16 protein-coding genes and 1 tRNA gene are annotated in these 20,397 nt (G+C 66.4%); 15 read left to right on the top strand and 2 right to left on the bottom strand.

Features of this window, described 5'->3' with window-relative positions; genetic code table 11:
- Positions 1 to 3: 3 nt before the first annotated feature.
- From ACGFNK_RS27460 to ACGFNK_RS27440, 5 genes are all read left to right on the top strand, one after another.
- Positions 4 to 432 carry a MaoC family dehydratase gene (locus ACGFNK_RS27460; RefSeq protein ID WP_393420064.1) on the top strand — a complete coding sequence of 143 codons (429 nt, stop codon included), beginning with the start codon at positions 4 to 6 and terminating at the stop codon, positions 430 to 432.
- A 114-nt stretch (positions 433 to 546) separates the two neighbouring features.
- A complete protein-coding gene (locus ACGFNK_RS27455) occupies positions 547 to 1,116 on the top strand; it encodes a TetR/AcrR family transcriptional regulator (protein WP_393420062.1) in 570 nt (189 codons plus the stop codon).
- Positions 1,117 to 1,211: 95 nt separating this feature from the next.
- The gene (locus ACGFNK_RS27450) at positions 1,212 to 2,657 is read left to right on the top strand and encodes an MFS transporter (RefSeq protein WP_393420060.1); all 1,446 of its coding nucleotides are present in this window, start codon (positions 1,212 to 1,214) and stop codon (positions 2,655 to 2,657) included.
- A gap of 87 nt (positions 2,658 to 2,744) precedes the next feature.
- Positions 2,745 to 3,122, top strand: coding sequence for a DUF3291 domain-containing protein (locus ACGFNK_RS27445; RefSeq protein ID WP_393420058.1), 378 nt, complete (start codon positions 2,745 to 2,747; stop codon positions 3,120 to 3,122).
- A 55-nt stretch (positions 3,123 to 3,177) separates the two neighbouring features.
- The gene (locus ACGFNK_RS27440) at positions 3,178 to 4,239 is read left to right on the top strand and encodes a UDP-N-acetylmuramate dehydrogenase (protein ID WP_393420056.1); all 1,062 of its coding nucleotides are present in this window, start codon (positions 3,178 to 3,180) and stop codon (positions 4,237 to 4,239) included.
- Between the two features lie 40 nt (positions 4,240 to 4,279).
- Here the strand turns inward: ACGFNK_RS27440 and ACGFNK_RS27435 are convergent, their stop codons facing one another.
- Entirely contained in the window at positions 4,280 to 5,296 is a 1,017-nt protein-coding gene (locus ACGFNK_RS27435) for an adenosine deaminase (protein WP_386340833.1), read from the bottom strand.
- A 157-nt stretch (positions 5,297 to 5,453) separates the two neighbouring features.
- Positions 5,454 to 6,680: a pyridoxal phosphate-dependent aminotransferase gene (locus ACGFNK_RS27430; RefSeq protein WP_393420054.1), complete on the bottom strand. Its 1,227-nt coding sequence runs from the start codon at positions 6,678 to 6,680 to the stop codon at positions 5,454 to 5,456.
- Positions 6,681 to 6,882: 202 nt separating this feature from the next.
- Between ACGFNK_RS27430 and ACGFNK_RS27425 the strand changes: the two genes are divergently transcribed.
- The 10 genes from ACGFNK_RS27425 to ACGFNK_RS27380 all read left to right on the top strand — a co-directional run bounded on the left by ACGFNK_RS27425 (position 6,883) and on the right by ACGFNK_RS27380 (position 20,374).
- Positions 6,883 to 6,955 (top strand) — tRNA-Trp (locus tag ACGFNK_RS27425).
- 108 nt (positions 6,956 to 7,063) lie between these two features.
- Positions 7,064 to 7,351 carry a preprotein translocase subunit SecE gene (secE, locus tag ACGFNK_RS27420; RefSeq protein WP_165261552.1) on the top strand — a complete coding sequence of 96 codons (288 nt, stop codon included), beginning with the start codon at positions 7,064 to 7,066 and terminating at the stop codon, positions 7,349 to 7,351.
- Between the two features lie 78 nt (positions 7,352 to 7,429).
- Positions 7,430 to 8,308 carry a transcription termination/antitermination protein NusG gene (gene nusG, locus ACGFNK_RS27415; protein ID WP_393420052.1) on the top strand — a complete coding sequence of 293 codons (879 nt, stop codon included), beginning with the start codon at positions 7,430 to 7,432 and terminating at the stop codon, positions 8,306 to 8,308.
- A gap of 191 nt (positions 8,309 to 8,499) precedes the next feature.
- Positions 8,500 to 8,934, top strand: coding sequence for a 50S ribosomal protein L11 (gene rplK / locus ACGFNK_RS27410; RefSeq protein ID WP_393420050.1), 435 nt, complete (start codon positions 8,500 to 8,502; stop codon positions 8,932 to 8,934).
- Between the two features lie 97 nt (positions 8,935 to 9,031).
- Complete coding sequence (gene rplA / locus ACGFNK_RS27405) at positions 9,032 to 9,757, top strand: 50S ribosomal protein L1 (protein ID WP_393420048.1); 726 nt, start codon at positions 9,032 to 9,034, stop codon at positions 9,755 to 9,757.
- Between the two features lie 162 nt (positions 9,758 to 9,919).
- Positions 9,920 to 10,819 (top strand): hypothetical protein, encoded by a 900-nt coding sequence (locus ACGFNK_RS27400; RefSeq protein WP_393420046.1) that lies wholly within the window; start codon positions 9,920 to 9,922, stop codon positions 10,817 to 10,819.
- A 384-nt stretch (positions 10,820 to 11,203) separates the two neighbouring features.
- Complete coding sequence (gene rplJ / locus ACGFNK_RS27395; protein ID WP_386340841.1) at positions 11,204 to 11,746, top strand: 50S ribosomal protein L10; 543 nt, start codon at positions 11,204 to 11,206, stop codon at positions 11,744 to 11,746.
- A 125-nt stretch (positions 11,747 to 11,871) separates the two neighbouring features.
- Complete coding sequence (gene rplL, locus ACGFNK_RS27390) at positions 11,872 to 12,258, top strand: 50S ribosomal protein L7/L12 (protein ID WP_165337690.1); 387 nt, start codon at positions 11,872 to 11,874, stop codon at positions 12,256 to 12,258.
- A 630-nt stretch (positions 12,259 to 12,888) separates the two neighbouring features.
- On the top strand, positions 12,889 to 16,377 hold the full coding sequence (rpoB, locus tag ACGFNK_RS27385) for a DNA-directed RNA polymerase subunit beta (RefSeq protein ID WP_386340843.1): 3,489 nt from the start codon (positions 12,889 to 12,891) through the stop codon (positions 16,375 to 16,377).
- A 97-nt stretch (positions 16,378 to 16,474) separates the two neighbouring features.
- Positions 16,475 to 20,374 (top strand): DNA-directed RNA polymerase subunit beta', encoded by a 3,900-nt coding sequence (locus tag ACGFNK_RS27380; protein WP_386340845.1) that lies wholly within the window; start codon positions 16,475 to 16,477, stop codon positions 20,372 to 20,374.
- Positions 20,375 to 20,397: the final 23 nt, after the last annotated feature.

The raw sequence follows: 20,397 nt of genomic DNA, 5'->3' as shown, positions 1-20,397 counted from the left end.
CGTATGACGGCGAAGATCGCGTACGACGACATCGAGGTCGGCACCGAACTGCCGGCTCAGACCTTCCCGGTGACCCGCGCCACGCTCGTGCAGTACGCGGGCGCCTCCGGGGACTTCAACCCGATCCACTGGAACGAGAAGTTCGCGGTCGGGGTCGGCCTCCCGGATGTCATCGCGCACGGCATGTTCACGATGGCGGAGGCGGCCCGGGTCGTCACCGACTGGGTGGGGGATCCGGGCGCGGTCGTCGAGTACGGCGTGCGTTTCACCAAGCCCGTGGTCGTTCCGAACGACGACGAGGGAGCCACGATCGAGATCGGCGCCAAGGTCGCGGCCAAGCTCGACGACAACACCGTGCGCGTCGACCTCACGGCGATGAGCGCGGGACAGAAGGTCCTGGGGCGGGCGCAGGCGGTCGTACGACTGGCTTGATGGCAGTGCATGAGTAAGGGGCACGCTCAATGGAGGCGTGTCCCTTACTCATGCGCTCTGTGTGGCTCCCAAGACCTCTTGACTTAGGTAGTAATGGACCACTAACTTAGCTGCATGGTCAGGATGAGTGCAGAGGAGAGGCGCGAGAGCGTCATCCGGGCGGCCATGGGCGAGTTCGCCCGGGGCGGCTACTACGGCACGTCCACCGAGGCGATCGCCAAGCGGGTGGGTGTCTCTCAGCCGTATCTCTTCCGCCTCTTCCCGGGCAAGAAGGCGATCTTCCTTGCGGCGGCCGAGCGCTGCATGGAGGACACGCGGCGCACCTTCGTGGAGGCTGCCGAGGGGCTGGAAGGAGAAGAGGCCCTGCACGCCATGGCGAACGCGTACACCAACGTCATCGCGGAGCGTCCGGAGCAACTGCTGATGCAGATGCAGACATACGTCGCGGTGGCGGCCGCCGAGCAGGCCGGAGATCAGGAGCTCGGCGAGGTGGTGCGTGCCGGCTGGATGCGCGTGTGGGACGCCGTTCACCTGCCGCTCGGTGCCGACATGGACGAAACCGCGACCTTCATGGCCTACGGAATGCTCGTCAACTGCCTAGTCTCCATGGGCTTTCCGCCCGAACACCGGGTGTGGGAGGGGCTGTACCCCTCGGCCCGGGTCAAGGGGCGGCTCGAGAAGTGAATCTCCAGAAGTGAAAGAAGGGCGGCGGAGATCGGTGCTTTTTCATGCCAGCGAAAGTTAGTCATCAATAACTAATCGAACCAACTGGGGGAGCAATGCCACAGCAGACAGCACGTCGCGGGGGAGCAGTCTGGGCCCTCGTCATCACCAGCGTCGCCGGGTTCATGGCGGCGCTCGACAACCTCGTCGTCACCACCGCCCTGCCGTCGATCCGTGAGGACCTCGGGGGAGGGATGGACGACCTGGAATGGACCGTGAGCGCGTACACGCTGACCTTCGCCGTGCTGCTGATGTTCGGTGCGGCGCTCGGGGACCGGTACGGCCGCCGGCGGCTCTTCCTCGCCGGCATCACGATCTTCACCGGGGCCTCGGCCGCCGCGGCCATGGCGCCCGGTATCGACTCGTTGATCGCCGCCCGTGCGGTGCAGGGCGTAGGTGCCGCGATCATGATGCCGCTGACGCTGACCCTGCTGACAGCCGCCGTGCCCGCCGCCAAGCGCGGTATGGCGTACGGGATCTGGGGCGCCGTCAACGGCCTCGCGGTCGCGTCCGGGCCGCTCATCGGCGGCAGCCTGACCGAACACGTCTCCTGGAACTGGATCTTCTGGCTGAATGTGCCGCTCGGCCTGGCCCTGCTGCCGCTCGCCCGGCTGCGCCTCTCGGAGTCGTACGGCTCGGGTGCCCCGCTCGACACAGCCGGCACTCTGCTCGCCAGCGGCGGTCTGTTCGGCATCGTGTACGGCCTGGTCCGCGCGCCTGTCGTCGGCTGGACCGACGGACTCGTCCTCCTGGGCCTGTTCGGAGGCACGGCCCTGCTCGCCGGCTTCGTACACCACGGCAGCCATGCCAAGCACCCGATGCTGCCGATGCGGCTCTTCCGCAACCGGGCCTTCGCTGGGATCAACGCGGCCAGCCTGCTGATGTTCCTCGGGATGTTCGGCTCGATCTTCCTGCTCAGCCAGTACCTGCAGGGCGTTCTCGGCTACTCGCCCACCGAGGCGGGACTGCGGATGCTGCCCTGGACCGGTATGCCGATGCTCATCGCGCCGGTCGCCGGCTATCTGTCCGACCGGATCGGCGGACGGCCGGTCGTCGCCGCAGGCCTGTTCCTGCAGGCTGCCGGGCTGGGCTGGTTCGCCTCGATCGTCGAGACCGACACGTCGTTCGCCGCGCAGCTGCCCGCCCTGATCATCAGCGGCGTCGGCATGTCCCTCTTCTTCGCCCCGGCCTCCAACCTGGTCATGTCCAGCGTCCGGGGGCAGGAGCAAGGGATCGCGTCCGGCACCAACAACGCGCTGCGCGAAGTCGGCGGCGCGCTCGGTATCGCGGTGATGGCCTCGATCTTCTCCGCACAGGGTGGCTACGAGACCGGCCAGACCTTCGTGGACGGACTCAGGCCCGCGCTGTGGGTCGGCGCCTCCGCCGTGGCCGTGGCAGGCGTCGCGGCGCTGCTCATCCCGGCTCGCCCTCGCACAGCCGAGGTGCGGACGCGGGACGACGAGGCGGCGCCCGCGCCGGCACTGGAGACGGCCTCGCGCTGAGTTCGGAAACCCAACCCTCGGTTCGTGACGAGTTCAGACAGCAAACCCACGCGAGTTCGGAAATCAAACCCTGGAAGGAGACCGGTCATGCCCACCCTCCCCTGGACCGTGCCGAACATCCCACCGGAGCGCACCGAAGTGCACGTCTTCGCCTCCCGCTTCGAAACCCGCACCCTTTGGGGAGCGCTCAAGTTCCTCGCCAGGACGCCGGGTGTCTGGCAGCAGGTGCGCAAGGCACCGGGCGCGTACGGAGCCTCCCTGAAGGCGGCGCCTTTGCGGCGGACCTTCTGGACGCTGTCCGCCTGGGAGTCACCCGCAGCGCTCAAGGCCTTCACCCACTCCGGCACCCATGCGCCGACAGCCCGAGGGCTCGGCCCTCAGATGCGCGACGCGAAGTTCGCCACCTGGACGGTGACCACCGACGACCTCCCGCTGGACTGGCCGGACGCGCTCCGGCGCTTGTAGCGAGCCCCACGGAGAACGGCCCCGCCCTGACCGGCGGGGCCGTTCTCGTACCCTTGTGCACGTGCTGGAACTCCACGACGCCCCACTCGCCCCATTGACCACCTTCCGGCTCGGCGGTCCCGCAGCGCGGCTGATCACCGCGACGACCGACGCCGAGGTGGTCGCCGCCGTCCGCGAGGCCGACGACACCGGTACGCCGCTACTGCTCATCGGCGGCGGTTCCAACCTGGTCATCGGCGACAAGGGCTTCGCGGGAACCGCCCTGCGCATCGCCACCCGCGGCTTCGAACTCGACGGTACAAGGCTGGAGCTGGCCGCCGGCGAGGTGTGGACCGACGCGGTCGCCCGCACCGTCGAGGCGGGCCTCGCAGGCATCGAGTGCCTTGCCGGAATCCCCGGCTCCGCGGGCGCGACACCCATCCAGAACGTCGGCGCGTACGGCCAGGAAGTGTCATCGACGATCACCGAAGTGATCGCATACGACCGGAAGACCCGCGAAACGGTCACCATCCCGAACGCCGAGTGCGCCTTCTCGTACCGCCACAGCCGCTTCAAGGCCGACCCCGAGCGCTTCGTCGTCCTGCGCGTCCGCTTCTTGCTGGAGGACGCCGACGGGCTCTCCGCGCCCATCAGATACGCCGAAACCGCCCGCGCCCTGGGGGTCGAGGCCGGCGAGCGCGTACCCCTCGCGGACACCCGCGAGACCGTCCTGAAGCTACGCTCCGGCAAGGGCATGGTCCTGGACCCCGAAGACCACGACACCTGGTCGGCAGGGTCCTTCTTCACCAATCCGATCCTCACGGACGAGGAGTTCGCCGCATTCCACGCGCGCGTGCAGGCGCATCTCGGCACGGACGCCACCCCACCCGCGTACCCGGCGGGCAACGGCCACACGAAGACCTCCGCGGCCTGGCTGATCGACAAGTCGGGCTTCACCAAGGGATACGGCGCCGGCCCCGCACGCATCTCCACCAAGCACACCCTCGCCCTCACCAACCGCGGCGAGGCCACCACCGAGGACCTGCTCGCACTGGCCCGCGAAGTCGTCGCCGGAGTCCACGCCACCTTCGGAATCACACTGGTCAACGAACCGGTGATGGTGGGCGTCAACCTCTGACCGGCCATCGCCGCGCAGGCGGGACGGACGCACCGAAGGTTCAGGCAAGCCAGTCGTCGATCCCGGACAGCAACTTCTCCTTGACGTCCTTGGGTGCCGCCGATCCCCGGACCGACTGCCGTGCCAATTCGGCCAGTTCCGCATCCGTGAACCCGTGATGGCGGCGCGCGATCTCGTACTGGGCGGCCAGACGTGATCCGAAGAGAAGGGGATCGTCCGCACCGAGCGCCATGGGGACCCCGGCTTCGAAAAGTGTGCGCAAGGGGACGTCCTCCGGCTTTTCATACACCCCCAGGGCGACGTTCGACGCCGGGCACACCTCACACGTCACACCACGGTCCGCGAGCCGCTTCAGCAGACGAGGATCCTCGGCGGCCCGCACTCCGTGCCCGATCCGCGACGCATCCAGGTCGTCCAGGCAGTCGCGCACCGACGCGGGCCCTGTCAGCTCGCCGCCGTGCGGAGCGGCCAGCAACCCGCCGTCGCGCGCGATGGCGAAGGCCCGGTCGAAGTCCCGTGCCATGCCACGGCGTTCGTCGTTGGAGAGCCCGAAGCCCACGATGCCGCGGTCCGCGTACCGCACGGCCAGACGGGCCAGCGTGCGGGCGTCCAGCGGGTGCTTCATACGGTTCGCGGCCACCAGGACCCGCATCCCGAGCCCCGTCTCCCGCGCGGCCGAGTCCACCGCGTCCAGGATGATCTCCAGGGCCGGAATCAGCCCGCCCAGGCGAGGCGCGTACGACGTCGGATCGACCTGGATCTCCAGCCAGCCGGAGCCGTCCCTGAGGTCCTCCTCGGCCGCCTCGCGCACCAGCCGCTGAATGTCCTCGGGCTCTCTGAGGCACGACCGCGCCGCGTCGTACAGCCGTTGGAAACGGAACCAGCCCCGCTCGTCCGTGGCCCGGAGCTTCGGCGGCTCCCCGCTGGTCAGCGCGTCGGGAAGATGGATCCCGTGCTTGTCGGCCAGTTCCAGCAGGGTGGTGATCCGCATCGACCCGGTGAAGTGCAGGTGCAGATGGGCTTTCGGCAGTTCAGAGACATCACGTACGTGCTCCATCTGAAGATCCTGCCGTACGTCGCTGTCGAGTCGGTAGCGCTTTCCCCGAACGTGGTCTTGCTCGCACTGAAAAGCGGGCCGCCCCCCAAAGGGAAGCGACCCGCACACGCGCGTGGAGCACGAAAACAAAAACAGCGCCCACAGGACGTACGAAAACTCAGGCCCGTGCCTCCGCCAGCAGCTTCTGGATCCGGGAGACACCCTCGACGAGGTCCTCGTCACCCAGGGCGTAAGAAAGCCGCAGGTAACCCGGAGTGCCGAAGGCCTCGCCCGGGACGACCGCGACTTCGGCCTCTTCCAGGATCAGGGCGGCCAGCTCGACCGAGTCCTTCGGGCGCTTGGCGCGGATCTCCTTGCCGATGAGGGCCTTCACCGAGGGGTACGCGTAGAAAGCGCCCTCGGGCTCGGGGCAGACGACGCCGTCGATCTCGTTCAGCATCCGCACGATGGTCTTGCGGCGCCGGTCGAAGGCCTCACGCATCTTGGCGACGGCGTCCAGGTCGCCCGAGACGGCGGCGAGCGCGGCGATCTGCGCCACGTTCGACACATTGGACGTGGCGTGCGACTGGAGGTTCGTCGCGGCCTTCACCACATCCTTCGGACCGATGATCCAGCCGACGCGCCAACCCGTCATCGCGTACGTCTTCGCCACACCATTGACCACGACGCACTTGTCGCGCAGCTCGGGCAGGAGGGCCGGCAGCGACACGGAAGCGGCGTCTCCGTAGACGAGGTGCTCGTAGATCTCGTCCGTCATCACCCACAGGCCGTGCTCGACGGCCCAGCGGCCGATGGCCTCGGTGTCGGCCCGGTTGTAGACGGCGCCGGTCGGGTTGGACGGAGATACGAAGAGGACGACCTTGGTCTTCTCCGTACGGGCCGCTTCCAGCTGCTCGACCGAGACGCGGTAGCCGGTGGTCTCGTCGGCGACGACCTCGACCGGGACACCGCCGGCGAGGCGGATCGACTCCGGGTACGTCGTCCAGTACGGAGCCGGGACGATCACCTCGTCGCCCGGGTCGAGGATCGCGGCGAACGCCTCGTAGATGGCCTGCTTGCCGCCGTTGGTCACCAGGATCTGCGAGACCTCGGGTTCGTACCCGGAGTCGCGCAGCGTCTTGGCGGCGATCGCGGCCTTCAGCTCGGGAAGGCCACCGGCCGGCGTGTAGCGGTGGTACTTCGGGTTCTTGCACGCCTCGATGGCGGCCTCGACGATGTAGTCCGGCGTCGGGAAGTCGGGCTCACCGGCACCGAAGCCGATCACCGGACGTCCTGCGGCCTTCAGGGCCTTGGCCTTGGCGTCCACGGCGAGGGTGGCGGACTCGGAGATCGCACCGACTCGGGCGGAGACCCGGCGCTCGGTGGGAGGGGTTGCAGCGCTCATGGGCCCATCGTTCCAGACCCGAAACGTCCGCGGCACACGGGTTTCACAGACTGAGCGGGCTTCGCCAAGGCCCGTACGGGCGCTATCTGTTCGACGACCGGCCGCCGAACACGTACACTCTCACCTCGTTGGCCTTCACCGGCCGCACGCACCGGGTGCACACCGAGCACTCGGACGGATGCGGTACGTTGAAGGGAAACAAAGGGTCGTAGCTCAATTGGTAGAGCACTGGTCTCCAAAACCAGCGGTTGGGGGTTCAAGTCCCTCCGGCCCTGCTACACACTCCTTCGTCAGGATGTGTGCGCATGTACGTACTGCAATGCACCCGCCGTGCGGCTCGACCGGGCGCGGCACGGCCACGACCCGGAATCAGGTGAGGACGAGTGACGGACGCCGTGGGCTCCATCGACATGCCTGATGCCCAGGATGAGGTGCCGGAGTCCAAGAAGAAGGGCCGCAAGGGCGGCAAGCGTGCCAAGAAGGGCCCGCTGAAGCGTCTCGCTCTCTTCTACCGCCAGATCGTCGCGGAACTCCGCAAGGTTGTCTGGCCGACTCGCAGCCAGCTGACGACCTACACCACCGTGGTGATCGTCTTTGTTGTCATCATGATCGGTCTGGTGACTGTGATTGACTTTGGACTCGACAAGGCGGCCAAGTACGTCTTCGGCTGAGCCAAGCGCGAAGGGCGCCGTACTCGGCGCCCGCTTTCGCGTGTTCCACCCCTATGTATCCAGGAAGAAGCAGCCACCGTGTCTGACCCGAACCTGAACGACGCCATCGAGTCGGCGGAGTCCGTTGAGGACGAGCTCGACATCGTCGAGGCTGCGGACGCTGAGAAGAACGTCGAGGACGCCGAGAACACCGAAGAGGCTGCCCTGACCGAGGCTGCCGAGGACGCGGCCGTCGCCGAGGAAGCCGAAGCAGAGGCCGCGGAAGAAGCCGAAGCAGAGGCTGCGGAAGAAGCCCCGGAAGAAGCCGAAGCAGAGGCCGCGGAGGAAGAGGCCGAGCCGGTCGACCCGGTCACCGCCCTCCGCGAGGAGCTTCGCGGGCTGCCCGGCGAGTGGTACGTCATCCACACCTACGCCGGTTACGAGAAGCGCGTGAAGGCCAACCTGGAGCAGCGCGCCGTCTCGCTGAACGTCGAGGAATTCATCTACCAGGCCGAGGTCCCCGAGGAAGAGATCGTCCAGATCAAGAACGGCGAGCGTAAGAACGTCCGGCAGAACAAGCTGCCCGGTTACGTTCTCGTCCGTATGGATCTGACGAACGAGTCCTGGGGCGTCGTCCGCAACACGCCCGGTGTCACCGGCTTCGTGGGTAATGCCTACGACCCGTACCCGCTGACCCTGGACGAGATCGTCAAGATGCTCGCCCCGGAGGCCGAGGAGAAGGCCGCCCGGGAGGCCGCCGAGGCCGAGGGCAAGCCGACCCCGGCCCGCAAGGTCGAGGTCCAGGTGCTGGACTTCGAGGTCGGCGACTCGGTCACCGTCACCGACGGCCCGTTCGCGACGCTCCAGGCGACCATCAACGAGATCAACGCCGACTCCAAGAAGGTCAAGGGGCTCGTCGAGATCTTCGGCCGGGAGACTCCGGTCGAGCTGTCCTTCGACCAGATCCAGAAGAACTAGCTCCCCGGAATCCAGAGGAACCAGCTCCTCGGAGCCTTCTGGAACACTCACTTCCGTCCAGGTCAGACCGGCTTCCACAGGCGGTCTGACCTGCTCGGTTTCAGGCTGTGCCACGTTGGCCGTTATCGTGGTGCGGTTGCCTTCGCGGCAACATGACAAGGCAAGACACAAGAAAAGGCAGAGGACCCGGAATGCCTCCCAAGAAGAAGAAGGTCACGGGGCTGATCAAGCTCCAGATCCAGGCCGGTGCCGCCAACCCGGCTCCGCCGGTCGGCCCGGCGCTGGGCCAGCACGGCGTCAACATCATGGAGTTCTGCAAGGCCTACAACGCCGCGACCGAGTCGCAGCGTGGCTCGGTGATTCCGGTGGAGATCACGGTCTACGACGACCGTTCCTTCACCTTCATCACCAAGACGCCGCCGGCCGCCAAGATGATCCTCAAGGCCGCGGGCGTGCAGAAGGGCTCCGGCGAGCCGCACAAGACCAAGGTCGCCAAGATCACCGAGGCTCAGGTCCGCGAGATCGCCACCACGAAGATGCCCGACCTGAACGCGAACGACCTGGACGCCGCGGCGAAGATCATCGCCGGTACCGCGCGTTCCATGGGCATCACGGTCGAGGGCTGAACCCCACCTTCGTAGAACCATGCGGCTCGCAAGGCCGCACGTGGAAGGGCCTGCTCGGTCCGTACCACGACTCCTTCAGAACACATCAGGAGCAGCAGTGAGCAAGCGCAGCAAGTCTCTCCGCGCTGCGGACGCCAAGATCGACCGGGAAAAGCTGTACGCCCCGCTCGAAGCCGTGCGTCTCGCCAAGGAGACCTCCACCACCAAGTTCGACGGCACCGTCGAGGTCGCCTTCCGCCTGGGCGTTGACCCGCGCAAGGCCGACCAGATGGTCCGTGGCACCGTGAACCTCCCGCACGGCACCGGTAAGACCGCCCGGGTCCTGGTCTTCGCGACCGGTGACCGTGCCGAGGCCGCGACTGCCGCGGGCGCCGACATCGTCGGCTCCGACGAGCTCATCGACGAGGTGTCGAAGGGCCGTCTGGACTTCGACGCCGTCGTCGCCACCCCGGACCTCATGGGCAAGGTCGGCCGCCTCGGCCGGGTCCTCGGCCCGCGTGGTCTGATGCCGAACCCGAAGACCGGCACCGTGACCCCGGACGTGGCCAAGGCCGTGACCGAGATCAAGGGCGGCAAGATCGAGTTCCGCGTCGACAAGCACTCGAACCTGCACTTCATCATCGGCAAGTCGTCCTTCGACGACACCAAGCTGGTGGAGAACTACGGCGCGGCGCTGGAGGAGATCCTCCGTCTGAAGCCGTCCGCCGCCAAGGGTCGCTACATCAAGAAGGCCGCGATCAGCACCACGATCGGCCCCGGCATTCCGGTCGACCCGAACCGCACCCGCAACCTCCTCGTCGAGGAGGACCCGGCCGCCGTCTGAGTCCGAGACTCACCGGGCAGTCGCGTACGCGTTCTTGTCAGCGGGCCCCGCAACCTTTCGAGGTGCGGGGCTCGTCCCATTGGTGGACGTGGATTTCCTGAGCCGGGTGTCAGTGGCCTGCATCAGCGTGCGGGGCACAGGAATTGCATAGGGGTGGGACGAATGAAGAGCACGAGCGTGCGCCGCGTGGGACTCTCGATCGTGGTGGCGGCCGCGTTGACAGGGGTCGCGGCCTGTACGGGCTCCGACTCCGGCCAGGGCTCGGGGGGCGACGACAAGGCGGCCGGCAAGTCCGCGACGCGTGTGAGCCCGATAGCGGCCCTGCGTTCCGTGGAGACGACCACCGACAAGGCCGACTCCGCCAAGGTCGAGGCCACGACGACCATGGGCTCGATGATGTCCATGGAAGCGGACGGCGCGCTCGGCTGGGCCGACGGCCTCACCGGCAATCTGACGATCACGTACACCGGCGGGACGATCGCCGACACGATGCGTCAAATGGGCTCCACGTCGATGGAGGCCCGCTATCTGCCCGACGCCTACTACGCGAAGATGAGCGACCAGTTCGCCGCGCAGGCGGGCGGCAAGCACTGGATCAAGTACGCGTACGACGATCTGGCGGACCTTGCCGGTGGTTCGGGGGCGTATCTGAAGGACCAGATCCAGAACACCACGCCCAATCAGTCGGTGAAGCTGCTGTTGGCCTCCGGTGATGTGCGGAAGATCGGTGAGGAGACGGTGCGTGGGGTCAACACCACGCACTACTCGGGGACGGTGGACGTCGCGGATCTCGCCGGGCGGAACTCGAGTCTCAGTGAAGGGCAACTAGCCGACCTGAAGCGTCAGTTGGAGCAGGCCGGGATCACCACCCAGACGGTCGACCTCTGGGTCGACGATGACGATCTGCTGGTGAAGAAGGTCGAGAAGGGGGAGATGGCCAGCGGGTCGATGTCCTCCACGGCGTACTACAGCGACTACGGGGTGGAGGTCTCCACCGAGGAGCCTCCGGCTGCTGACACGGCGGACTTCAAGGACCTGGCGGGGGCGCAGCCGTCGGCGTGAACGCTCCATCAGGAAGCGTGCGTTGTTGCTGCTGAGCGGTCGTGCGCCGCTCGGACCGCCGACGGATTTGCTTGACACTCGGCCGGTCGCGTACTCTTCCACGGAAGCCAAAGACCGCTGGTCGTTGCCGTGTGCTCGTACGAGGACATGGTGGCCGAAGGATCCGCTGAACTGCGGACGACCCGCGCAGGTGACTGTGGAAGAGCTCCCGTATCCCGCCAGGGATGTCCGGTCGAGTTCACGCCCCGTGCGCCTGCGCCGGGGCGTTTCGTTTTGATGTTGAGACGAGCCCCTTCCTCGCGTGCCTGATTCAGGCGGTCCGGCGACGTGCGGCTGATCGAGAGGTCAGTCGAGGATCATCACCCCGGAAGGAGGCCGAGGCACATGGCGACGTCCAACAAGGTCGCAGAGGACAAAGTCGCAGCCGTTGAAGAGATCACGACGAAGCTGCGCAACTCCAACGCAGCTGTCGTGACTTCTTACGTCGGACTGTCCGTGGCGCAGCTCCAGGAGCTCCGCCGTTCTCTCGGCGAGAACGCTCAGTACCGAGTGGTGAAGAACACGCTGACCCAGATCGCGGCCAAGCAGGCCGGGGTCGAGCTGGACGAGCACCTTGAGGGCTCGACCGCTGTTGCCTTCGTGACCGGTGACCCGGTCGAGGCGGCGAAGGGTCTTCGTGACTTTGCCAAGAACAACCCCGCTCTCGTCATCAAGGGCGGTGTCCTTGAGGGCAAGGCGTTGTCCGCCGACGAGATCAAGAAGCTTGCGGACCTCGAGTCCCGCGAGGTTCTGCTCGCCAAGCTGGCAGGCGCCATGAAGGCCAAGCCGTCCCAGGCTGCCGCGGTCTTCCAGGCGCTTCCCTCGAAGTTCGTCCGCACCGCGGAGGCGCTTCGTGCCAAGAGGGCCGAGCAGGGCGGTGCCGAGTAATTCGGCTCGCACATTGACCGCGGCCTCAAGGCAGCAGCCCTGAGGCGACGGTCGCAGCGGGCCCAACGTACGCCCGCCGACATGTACATCCGGCACCAGCCGAATTAGTGGAAGGATCGCCCATCATGGCGAAGCTCAGCCAGGAAGACCTGCTCGCGCAGTTCGAGGAGATGACCCTCATCGAGCTCTCCGAGTTCGTGAAGGCGTTCGAGGACAAGTTCGACGTCACCGCTGCCGCTCCGGCCGCCGTCGTCGCCGCCGGTGGCCCGGCCGCCCCGGCCGCCGAGGCCGAGCCCGAGCAGGACGAGTTCGACGTCATCCTCACGGGTGCCGGCGACAAGAAGATCCAGGTCATCAAGGTCGTGCGTGAGCTGACCTCCCTGGGTCTGAAGGAGGCCAAGGACCTCGTGGACGGCGCCCCGAAGCCCGTCCTCGAGAAGGTCGCCAAGGACGCCGCCGACAAGGCCGCCGAGTCCCTCAAGGGCGCCGGCGCTTCCGTCGAGGTCAAGTAAGTCTTCAAGTGCGGCTACGGCCGCATGGCGACTTCCCGTGACACAGCTCTCCCGTAGGGCTGTAACGCGAACGCACTGAGGAGCGATCACCCAGTTGGGTGGTCGCTCTTCGGCGTTCGAGGGGGCGCCGTGCGGCTGCCTTGCGCTGTAGGTCGCGGCGAGTATGGTGATCTTCGTTGTGCCTCCGGCCGCCTCGGTGACGGGCAGCAGACCGGGCTGCAAGTGACGATCGCAGCACCCGGTTTGGGCATGGGGGGCCTTGACGAACCGCACGCAGCGCGCAATTCTCAGGACGCGTCGTCACAACGATCCGGATCCGAGGCATGGATCGACGGCGAAGAGGGAAGTATCGATGTGCATTGAGGGCGTGGCTTGCAGCAGGGGTTGAGAACAACGAGGGTCTTCAAAAACCCGCTCTGGACATCAGTGGGCCTATTGGCTACACTGACCCTTTGCGCTGCCTGTTAGCTGCCTCCTGCCCGTCACCAGGGGCATGCCCTCGCTTGAGCACTGTGGATTGAAACGGTTCTGACCTGGCCTTCTTTGGCTGATTCAGGAAACGTCTGTCTCTGTGCCCGGCTTGGGACCGGTACGCGCGTAGTGAGTCCGAGCCCTCGGAAGGACCCCCTCTTGGCCGCCTCGCGCACTGCCTCGACCGCGAATACGAACAACGGCGCCAGCACTGCCCCGCTGCGCATCTCCTTTGCAAAGATCAAGGAGCCCCTCGAGGTTCCGAACCTTCTTGCGCTGCAAACCGAGAGCTTTGACTGGCTGCTCGGTAACGACGCGTGGAAGGCTCGTGTCGAGGCGGCTCTGGAAAGCGGACAGGACGTCCCCACCAAGTCTGGCCTGGAGGAGATCTTCGAGGAGATCTCTCCGATTGAGGACTTCTCCGGGTCGATGTCGCTGACCTTCCGCGACCACCGTTTCGAGCCTCCGAAGAACTCCATCGACGAGTGCAAGGAGCGCGACTTCACGTACGCCGCCCCGCTCTTCGTCACCGCTGAGTTCACCAACAACGAGACCGGCGAGATCAAGTCCCAGACCGTCTTCATGGGCGACTTCCCGCTCATGACGAACAAGGGCACCTTCGTCATCAACGGCACCGAGCGTGTCGTGGTGTCGCAGCTGGTCCGTTCGCCGGGTGTCTACTTCGACTCCTCCATCGACAAGACGTCCGACAAGGACATCTTCTCCGCGAAGGTCATCCCGTCCCGGGGCGCCTGGCTGGAGATGGAGATCGACAAGCGCGACATGGTCGGTGTACGCATCGACCGTAAGCGCAAGCAGTCCGTGACCGTTCTGCTCAAGGCTCTCGGTTGGACGACCGAGCAGATCCTCGAGGAGTTCGGCGAGTACGAGTCCATGCGCGCCACCCTGGAGAAGGACCACACCCAGGGCCAGGACGACGCACTGCTCGACATCTACCGCAAGCTGCGTCCGGGCGAGCCCCCGACCCGTGAGGCCGCGCAGACGCTGCTCGAGAACCTCTACTTCAACCCCAAGCGTTACGACCTCGCCAAGGTCGGCCGCTACAAGGTCAACAAAAAGCTGGGCGGCGACGCCCCGCTGGACGCCGGGATCCTGACCGTCGAGGACATCATCTCGACGATCAAGTACCTGGTGAAGCTGCACGCCGGTGAGACCGAGACCGTTATGGGTGAAAACGGCACGTCGATCGTCGTCGAGACCGACGACATCGACCACTTCGGCAACCGTCGTCTGCGTAACGTCGGCGAGCTCATCCAGAACCAGGTCCGTACGGGTCTGGCGCGTATGGAGCGCGTTGTCCGTGAGCGTATGACGACTCAGGATGTCGAGGCGATCACGCCGCAGACGCTGATCAACATCCGGCCGGTCGTCGCCTCCATCAAGGAGTTCTTCGGCACCAGCCAGCTGTCGCAGTTCATGGACCAGAACAACCCGCTGTCGGGTCTCACCCACAAGCGCCGTCTGTCGGCTCTTGGCCCGGGTGGTCTCTCCCGTGAGCGGGCCGGCTTCGAGGTCCGTGACGTGCACCCCTCGCACTACGGCCGCATGTGCCCGATCGAGACCCCGGAAGGCCCGAACATCGGCCTGATCGGCTCGCTCGCCTCGTACGGCCGGGTCAACGCGTTCGGCTTCGTCGAGACGCCGTACCGCCGGGTCACCGACGGTTTCGTCACCGATGAGGTCGACTACCTGACCGCCGACGAGGAGGACCGCTTCGTCATCGCGCAGGCCAACGCGCCGCTGTCGGACGACATGCGGTTCGAGGAGTCCCGCGTGCTGGTTCGCCGCCGTGGTGGCGAGGTCGACTACGTCCCCGGTGACGACGTGGACTACATGGACGTCTCCCCGCGCCAGATGGTGTCGGTCGCGACCGCCATGATCCCGTTCCTCGAGCACGACGACGCCAACCGTGCCCTCATGGGCGCGAACATGATGCGTCAGGCCGTGCCGCTGATCACCGCCGAGGCTCCCCTCGTCGGTACGGGCATGGAGTACCGCTGCGCCGTCGACGCCGGTGACGTCATCAAGGCGGAGAAGGCGGGTGTGGTCCAGGAGGTCTCCGCGGACTACGTCACCGTGGCCAACGACGACGGCACATACACCACTTACCGGGTTGCCAAGTTCTCCCGTTCCAACCAGGGCACCTCGGTCAACCAGAAGGTCATCGTCCACGAGGGCGACCGGATCGTCGAGAGCCAGGTGCTCGCCGACGGTCCCGCCACCCAGGAAGGCGAGATGGCGCTGGGCAAGAACCTGCTCGTCGCCTTCATGCCCTGGGAGGGTCACAACTACGAGGACGCGATCATCCTGTCGCAGCGCCTCGTGCAGGACGACGTCCTCTCCTCGATCCACATCGAGGAGCACGAGGTCGACGCCCGTGACACCAAGCTCGGCCCCGAGGAGATCACCCGGGACATCCCGAACGTCTCCGAGGAGGTCCTGGCCGACCTCGACGAGCGCGGCATCATCCGCATCGGCGCCGAGGTCATCGCGGGCGACATCCTCGTCGGCAAGGTGACCCCCAAGGGTGAGACCGAGCTGACGCCGGAGGAGCGCCTGCTGCGCGCGATCTTCGGTGAGAAGGCCCGTGAGGTCCGTGACACCTCGCTGAAGGTGCCGCACGGCGAGACCGGCAAGGTCATCGGCGTACGCGTCTTCGACCGCGAGGAGGGCGACGAGCTGCCCCCCGGTGTGAACCAGCTGGTGCGCGTGTACGTGGCGCAGAAGCGCAAGATCACCGACGGTGACAAGCTCGCCGGCCGCCACGGCAACAAGGGTGTCATCTCCAAGATTCTGCCGATCGAGGACATGCCGTTCCTGGAGGACGGCACCCCGGTCGACATCATCCTCAACCCGCTGGGTGTGCCGTCCCGAATGAACCCGGGACAGGTTCTGGAGATCCACCTCGGCTGGCTCGCCAGCCAGGGCTGGGATGTCTCCGGACTCGCCGACGAGTGGGCTCAGCGCCTCCAGGTCATCGGCGCCGACCAGGTCGACCCGCGTACGAACGTGGCGACCCCGGTCTTCGACGGTGCCCGCGAGGACGAGCTGGCCGGTCTGCTGGAGCACACTGTCCCGAACCGCGACGGCGACCGCATGGTCCTCCCGTCCGGCAAGGCGAAGCTGTTCGACGGCCGCTCCGGCGAGCCGTTCCCGGAGCCGATCTCGATCGGCTACATGTACATCCTCAAGCTCCACCACCTGGTCGACGACAAGCTCCACGCCCGCTCGACCGGTCCGTACTCGATGATCACCCAGCAGCCGCTGGGTGGTAAGGCTCAGTTCGGTGGCCAGCGGTTCGGTGAGATGGAGGTGTGGGCGCTGGAGGCTTACGGCGCCGCGTACGCCCTCCAGGAGCTGCTGACCATCAAGTCCGACGACGTCACCGGCCGCGTGAAGGTCTACGAGGCCATCGTCAAGGGCGAGAACATCCCCGAGCCCGGCATCCCCGAGTCCTTCAAGGTGCTCATCAAGGAGATGCAGTCGCTCTGCCTCAATGTGGAGGTGCTGTCCTCGGACGGTATGTCCATCGAGATGCGCGACACGGACGAGGACGTCTTCCGCGCCGCGGAGGAGCTCGGTATCGACCTGTCCCGGCGTGAGCCGAGCAGCGTCGAAGAGGTCTGACGGGTCTGGCCGGGGCTCCCTGAACAAGAGCCCCGGCTAACCCCGGACCCAAGTCAGACCATTGAAGAATCGACCCCGAAAGAGGGATTGACGACCAGTGCTCGACGTCAACTTCTTCGACGAGCTGCGGATCGGCCTCGCTACTGCTGACGACATTCGTCAGTGGTCCCACGGTGAGGTCAAGAAGCCGGAGACCATCAACTACCGCACCCTCAAGCCCGAGAAGGACGGACTCTTCTGCGAGAAGATCTTCGGTCCGACCCGGGACTGGGAGTGCTACTGCGGCAAGTACAAGCGTGTCCGGTTCAAGGGCATCATCTGCGAGCGCTGCGGCGTCGAGGTCACTCGCGCCAAGGTGCGTCGTGAGCGGATGGGCCACATCGAACTGGCCGCTCCCGTTACCCACATCTGGTACTTCAAGGGTGTTCCGTCGCGCCTTGGCTACCTGCTCGACCTCGCCCCGAAGGACCTCGAGAAGGTCATCTACTTCGCCGCGTACATGATCACGTACGTGGACGAGGAGCGCCGTACGCGCGATCTGCCCTCCCTGGAGGCGCATGTCTCCGTGGAGCGTCAGCAGGTCGAGAACCGTCGCGACGCCGACCTCGAGGCCCGTGCCAAGAAGCTCGAGACCGACCTGGCCGAGCTCGAGGCCGAGGGCGCCAAGGCCGACGTACGCCGCAAGGTGCGCGAAGGCGCCGAGCGGGAGATGAAGCAGCTGCGTGACCGTGCGCAGCGCGAGATCGACCGGCTCGACGAGGTGTGGACGCGCTTCAAGAACCTCAAGGTCCAGGACCTGGAGGGCGACGAGCTCCTCTACCGCGAGCTGCGTGACCGCTTCGGCACGTACTTCGACGGCTCCATGGGTGCGGCTGCCCTGCAGAAGCGCCTGGAGTCCTTCGACCTCGACGAGGAGGCCGAGCGCCTCCGCGAGATCATCCGTACCGGCAAGGGCCAGAAGAAGACCCGTGCGCTGAAGCGGCTGAAGGTCGTGTCTGCGTTCCTGCAGACCTCCAACAGCCCCAAGGGCATGGTGCTCGACTGCGTGCCGGTGATCCCGCCGGACCTTCGCCCGATGGTGCAGCTGGACGGTGGCCGCTTCGCGACCTCCGACCTGAACGACCTGTACCGCCGTGTGATCAACCGCAACAACCGTCTGAAGAGGCTCCTCGACCTCGGCGCGCCCGAGATCATCGTCAACAACGAGAAGCGCATGCTTCAGGAGGCTGTTGACGCCCTCTTCGACAACGGTCGTCGCGGTCGCCCGGTGACCGGCCCCGGTAACCGCCCCCTGAAGTCCCTCAGCGACATGCTGAAGGGCAAGCAGGGTCGCTTCCGGCAGAACCTGCTCGGTAAGCGAGTCGACTACTCGGCGCGTTCCGTGATCGTCGTCGGTCCGCAGCTGAAGCTGCACCAGTGCGGTCTGCCGAAGGCGATGGCGCTGGAGCTCTTCAAGCCGTTCGTGATGAAGCGCCTGGTCGACCTGAACCACGCGCAGAACATCAAGAGCGCGAAGCGCATGGTGGAGCGCGGCCGTACGGTCGTGTACGACGTCCTCGAAGAGGTCATCGCTGAGCACCCGGTTCTGCTGAACCGTGCGCCCACGCTGCACCGCCTCGGCATCCAGGCCTTCGAGCCGCAGCTGGTCGAGGGCAAGGCCATCCAGATCCACCCGCTCGTCTGCACCGCGTTCAACGCGGACTTCGACGGTGACCAGATGGCCGTGCACCTGCCGCTCTCCGCGGAGGCGCAGGCCGAGGCCCGCATCCTGATGCTGTCCTCGAACAACATCCTCAAGCCCGCCGACGGCCGTCCGGTGACGATGCCGACCCAGGACATGGTCCTCGGTCTGTTCTTCCTCACCACCGACGGCGAGATGCGGGACGTCAAGGGCGAGGGCCGGTCCTTCGGCTCCGCGGCCGAGGCGATCATGGCGTTCGACGCGGGCGAGCTCTCGCTGCAGTCGCGCGTGGACATCCGCTTCCCGGTGGGCACCATCCCGCCGCGCGGCTGGACCCCGCCGGCGCGCGAGGAGGGCGAGCCGGAGTGGCAGCAGGGTGACACCTTCCGCCTGCGGACGACCCTGGGCCGTGCGCTCTTCAACGAGCTGCTGCCCGAGGACTACCCGTTCGTCGACTACGAGGTCGGCAAGAAGCAGCTCTCCGAGATCGTCAACGACCTCGCCGAGCGCTACCCGAAGGTCATCGTGGCGGCGACGCTCGACAACCTGAAGGCGGCCGGCTTCTACTGGGCGACCCGTTCCGGCGTCACCGTGGCCATCTCCGACGTCGTCGTTCCCGAGGCGAAGAAGGAGATCGTCAAGGGGTACGAGGCGCAGGACGAGAAGGTCCAGAAGCAGTACGAGCGCGGTCTGATCACCAAGGACGAGCGCACGCAGGAGCTCATCGCGATCTGGACCAAGGCGACCAACGAGGTTGCCGAGGCGATGAACGACAACTTCCCGAAGACGAACCCGATCTTCATGATGGTGAACTCGGGCGCCCGAGGGAACATGATGCAGATGCGTCAGATCGCCGGTATGCGCGGTCTGGTGTCGAACGCCAAGAACGAGACCATCCCGCGGCCCATCAAGGCGTCGTTCCGTGAGGGTCTCTCCGTGCTGGAGTACTTCATCTCCACGCACGGTGCCCGTAAGGGTCTGGCGGACACCGCCCTGCGTACCGCCGACTCGGGTTACCTCACCCGTCGTCTGGTCGACGTCTCTCAGGACGTCATCATCCGCGAGGAGGACTGCGGCACCGACCGTGGCCTCAGGCTGCAGATCGCGGAGCGCGACGCGGCGGGCAACCTGGTCAAGGCGGACAACGTCGAGACCAGCGTGTACGCCCGTGCGCTGGCCGAGGACATCGTCGCCGACGGCAAGGTGCTGGCCCCCGCCAACACCGACCTGGGTGACGTCCTCATCGACGAACTGGTCAAGCACGGCGTGTCGGAGGTCAAGACCCGCTCGGTCCTGACCTGTGAGTCCGCCGTCGGCACCTGCGCCATGTGCTACGGCCGTTCGCTGGCCACCGGCAAGCTGGTCGACATCGGTGAGGCGGTCGGCATCATCGCTGCCCAGTCCATCGGTGAGCCCGGCACGCAGCTGACGATGCGTACCTTCCACACCGGTGGTGTGGCCGGTGACGACATCACCCAGGGTCTGCCCCGTGTCGTCGAGCTCTTCGAGGCTCGTACGCCTAAGGGTGTCGCCCCGATCTCCGAGGCCTCCGGCCGCGTACGGATCGAGGAGACCGAGAAGACCAAGAAGCTCGTCGTGACCCCGGACGACGGCAGCGACGAGACGGCGTACCCGATCTCGAAGCGTGCCAAGCTCCAGGTGCGCGAGGGCGACCACGTCGAGGTGGGCCAGAAGCTCACCTATGGTGCGACCAACCCGCACGACGTGCTGCGCATCCTCGGTCAGCGGGCCGTTCAGGTCCACCTGGTCGGCGAGGTGCAGAAGGTCTACAACTCGCAGGGTGTGTCGATCCACGACAAGCACATCGAGATCATCATCCGGCAGATGCTCCGCCGCGTGACGATCATCGAGTCCGGCGACGCCGAGCTGCTGCCCGGCGAGCTCGTGGAGCGCTCGAAGTTCGAGACCGAGAACCGTCGTGTGGTGCAGGAAGGCGGCCACCCGGCCTCCGGCCGTCCGCAGCTGATGGGTATCACCAAGGCCTCGCTGGCGACCGAGTCGTGGCTGTCGGCGGCGTCCTTCCAGGAGACGACCAGGGTCCTCACGGACGCGGCGATCAACGCCAAGTCCGACTCCCTGATCGGCCTCAAGGAGAACGTCATCATCGGTAAGCTCATCCCGGCCGGTACGGGCCTGTCCCGCTACCGCAACATCCGGGTCGAGCCGACCGAGGAGGCCAAGGCCGCGATGTACTCGGCCGTCGGCTACGACGACATCGACTACTCGCCGTTCGGCACGGGCTCCGGCCAGGCCGTTCCGCTGGAGGACTACGACTACGGTCCGTACAACCAGTAAGCGAGCAGCTTGAGTTGAAGGGC

It is taken from the genome of Streptomyces sp. NPDC048825 (assembly GCF_043198355.1).
GTDB classification, from domain to species: domain Bacteria; phylum Actinomycetota; class Actinomycetes; order Streptomycetales; family Streptomycetaceae; genus Streptomyces; species Streptomyces xiangluensis.
The sequence above is the reverse complement of the archived record's forward strand: the minus strand, read 5'-3'. Positions and strand labels throughout refer to the sequence as shown.

Excerpts from the sequence above, each read along its gene's own strand:
- ACGFNK_RS27460 (WP_393420064.1), top strand. The coding sequence starts at position 4 with ATGACGGCGAAGATCGCGTACGACGACATCGAGGTCGGCACCGAACTG.
- ACGFNK_RS27455 (WP_393420062.1), top strand. The coding sequence starts at position 547 with ATGGTCAGGATGAGTGCAGAGGAGAGGCGCGAGAGCGTCATCCGGGCG.
- ACGFNK_RS27450 (WP_393420060.1), top strand. The coding sequence starts at position 1,212 with ATGCCACAGCAGACAGCACGTCGCGGGGGAGCAGTCTGGGCCCTCGTC.
- ACGFNK_RS27445 (WP_393420058.1), top strand. The coding sequence starts at position 2,745 with ATGCCCACCCTCCCCTGGACCGTGCCGAACATCCCACCGGAGCGCACC.
- ACGFNK_RS27435 (WP_386340833.1), bottom strand. The coding sequence starts at position 5,296 with ATGGAGCACGTACGTGATGTCTCTGAACTGCCGAAAGCCCATCTGCAC.
- ACGFNK_RS27430 (WP_393420054.1), bottom strand. The coding sequence starts at position 6,680 with ATGAGCGCTGCAACCCCTCCCACCGAGCGCCGGGTCTCCGCCCGAGTC.
- rplK (WP_393420050.1), top strand. The coding sequence starts at position 8,500 with ATGCCTCCCAAGAAGAAGAAGGTCACGGGGCTGATCAAGCTCCAGATC.
- ACGFNK_RS27400 (WP_393420046.1), top strand. The coding sequence starts at position 9,920 with ATGAAGAGCACGAGCGTGCGCCGCGTGGGACTCTCGATCGTGGTGGCG.
- rplJ (WP_386340841.1), top strand. The coding sequence starts at position 11,204 with ATGGCGACGTCCAACAAGGTCGCAGAGGACAAAGTCGCAGCCGTTGAA.
- rplL (WP_165337690.1), top strand. The coding sequence starts at position 11,872 with ATGGCGAAGCTCAGCCAGGAAGACCTGCTCGCGCAGTTCGAGGAGATG.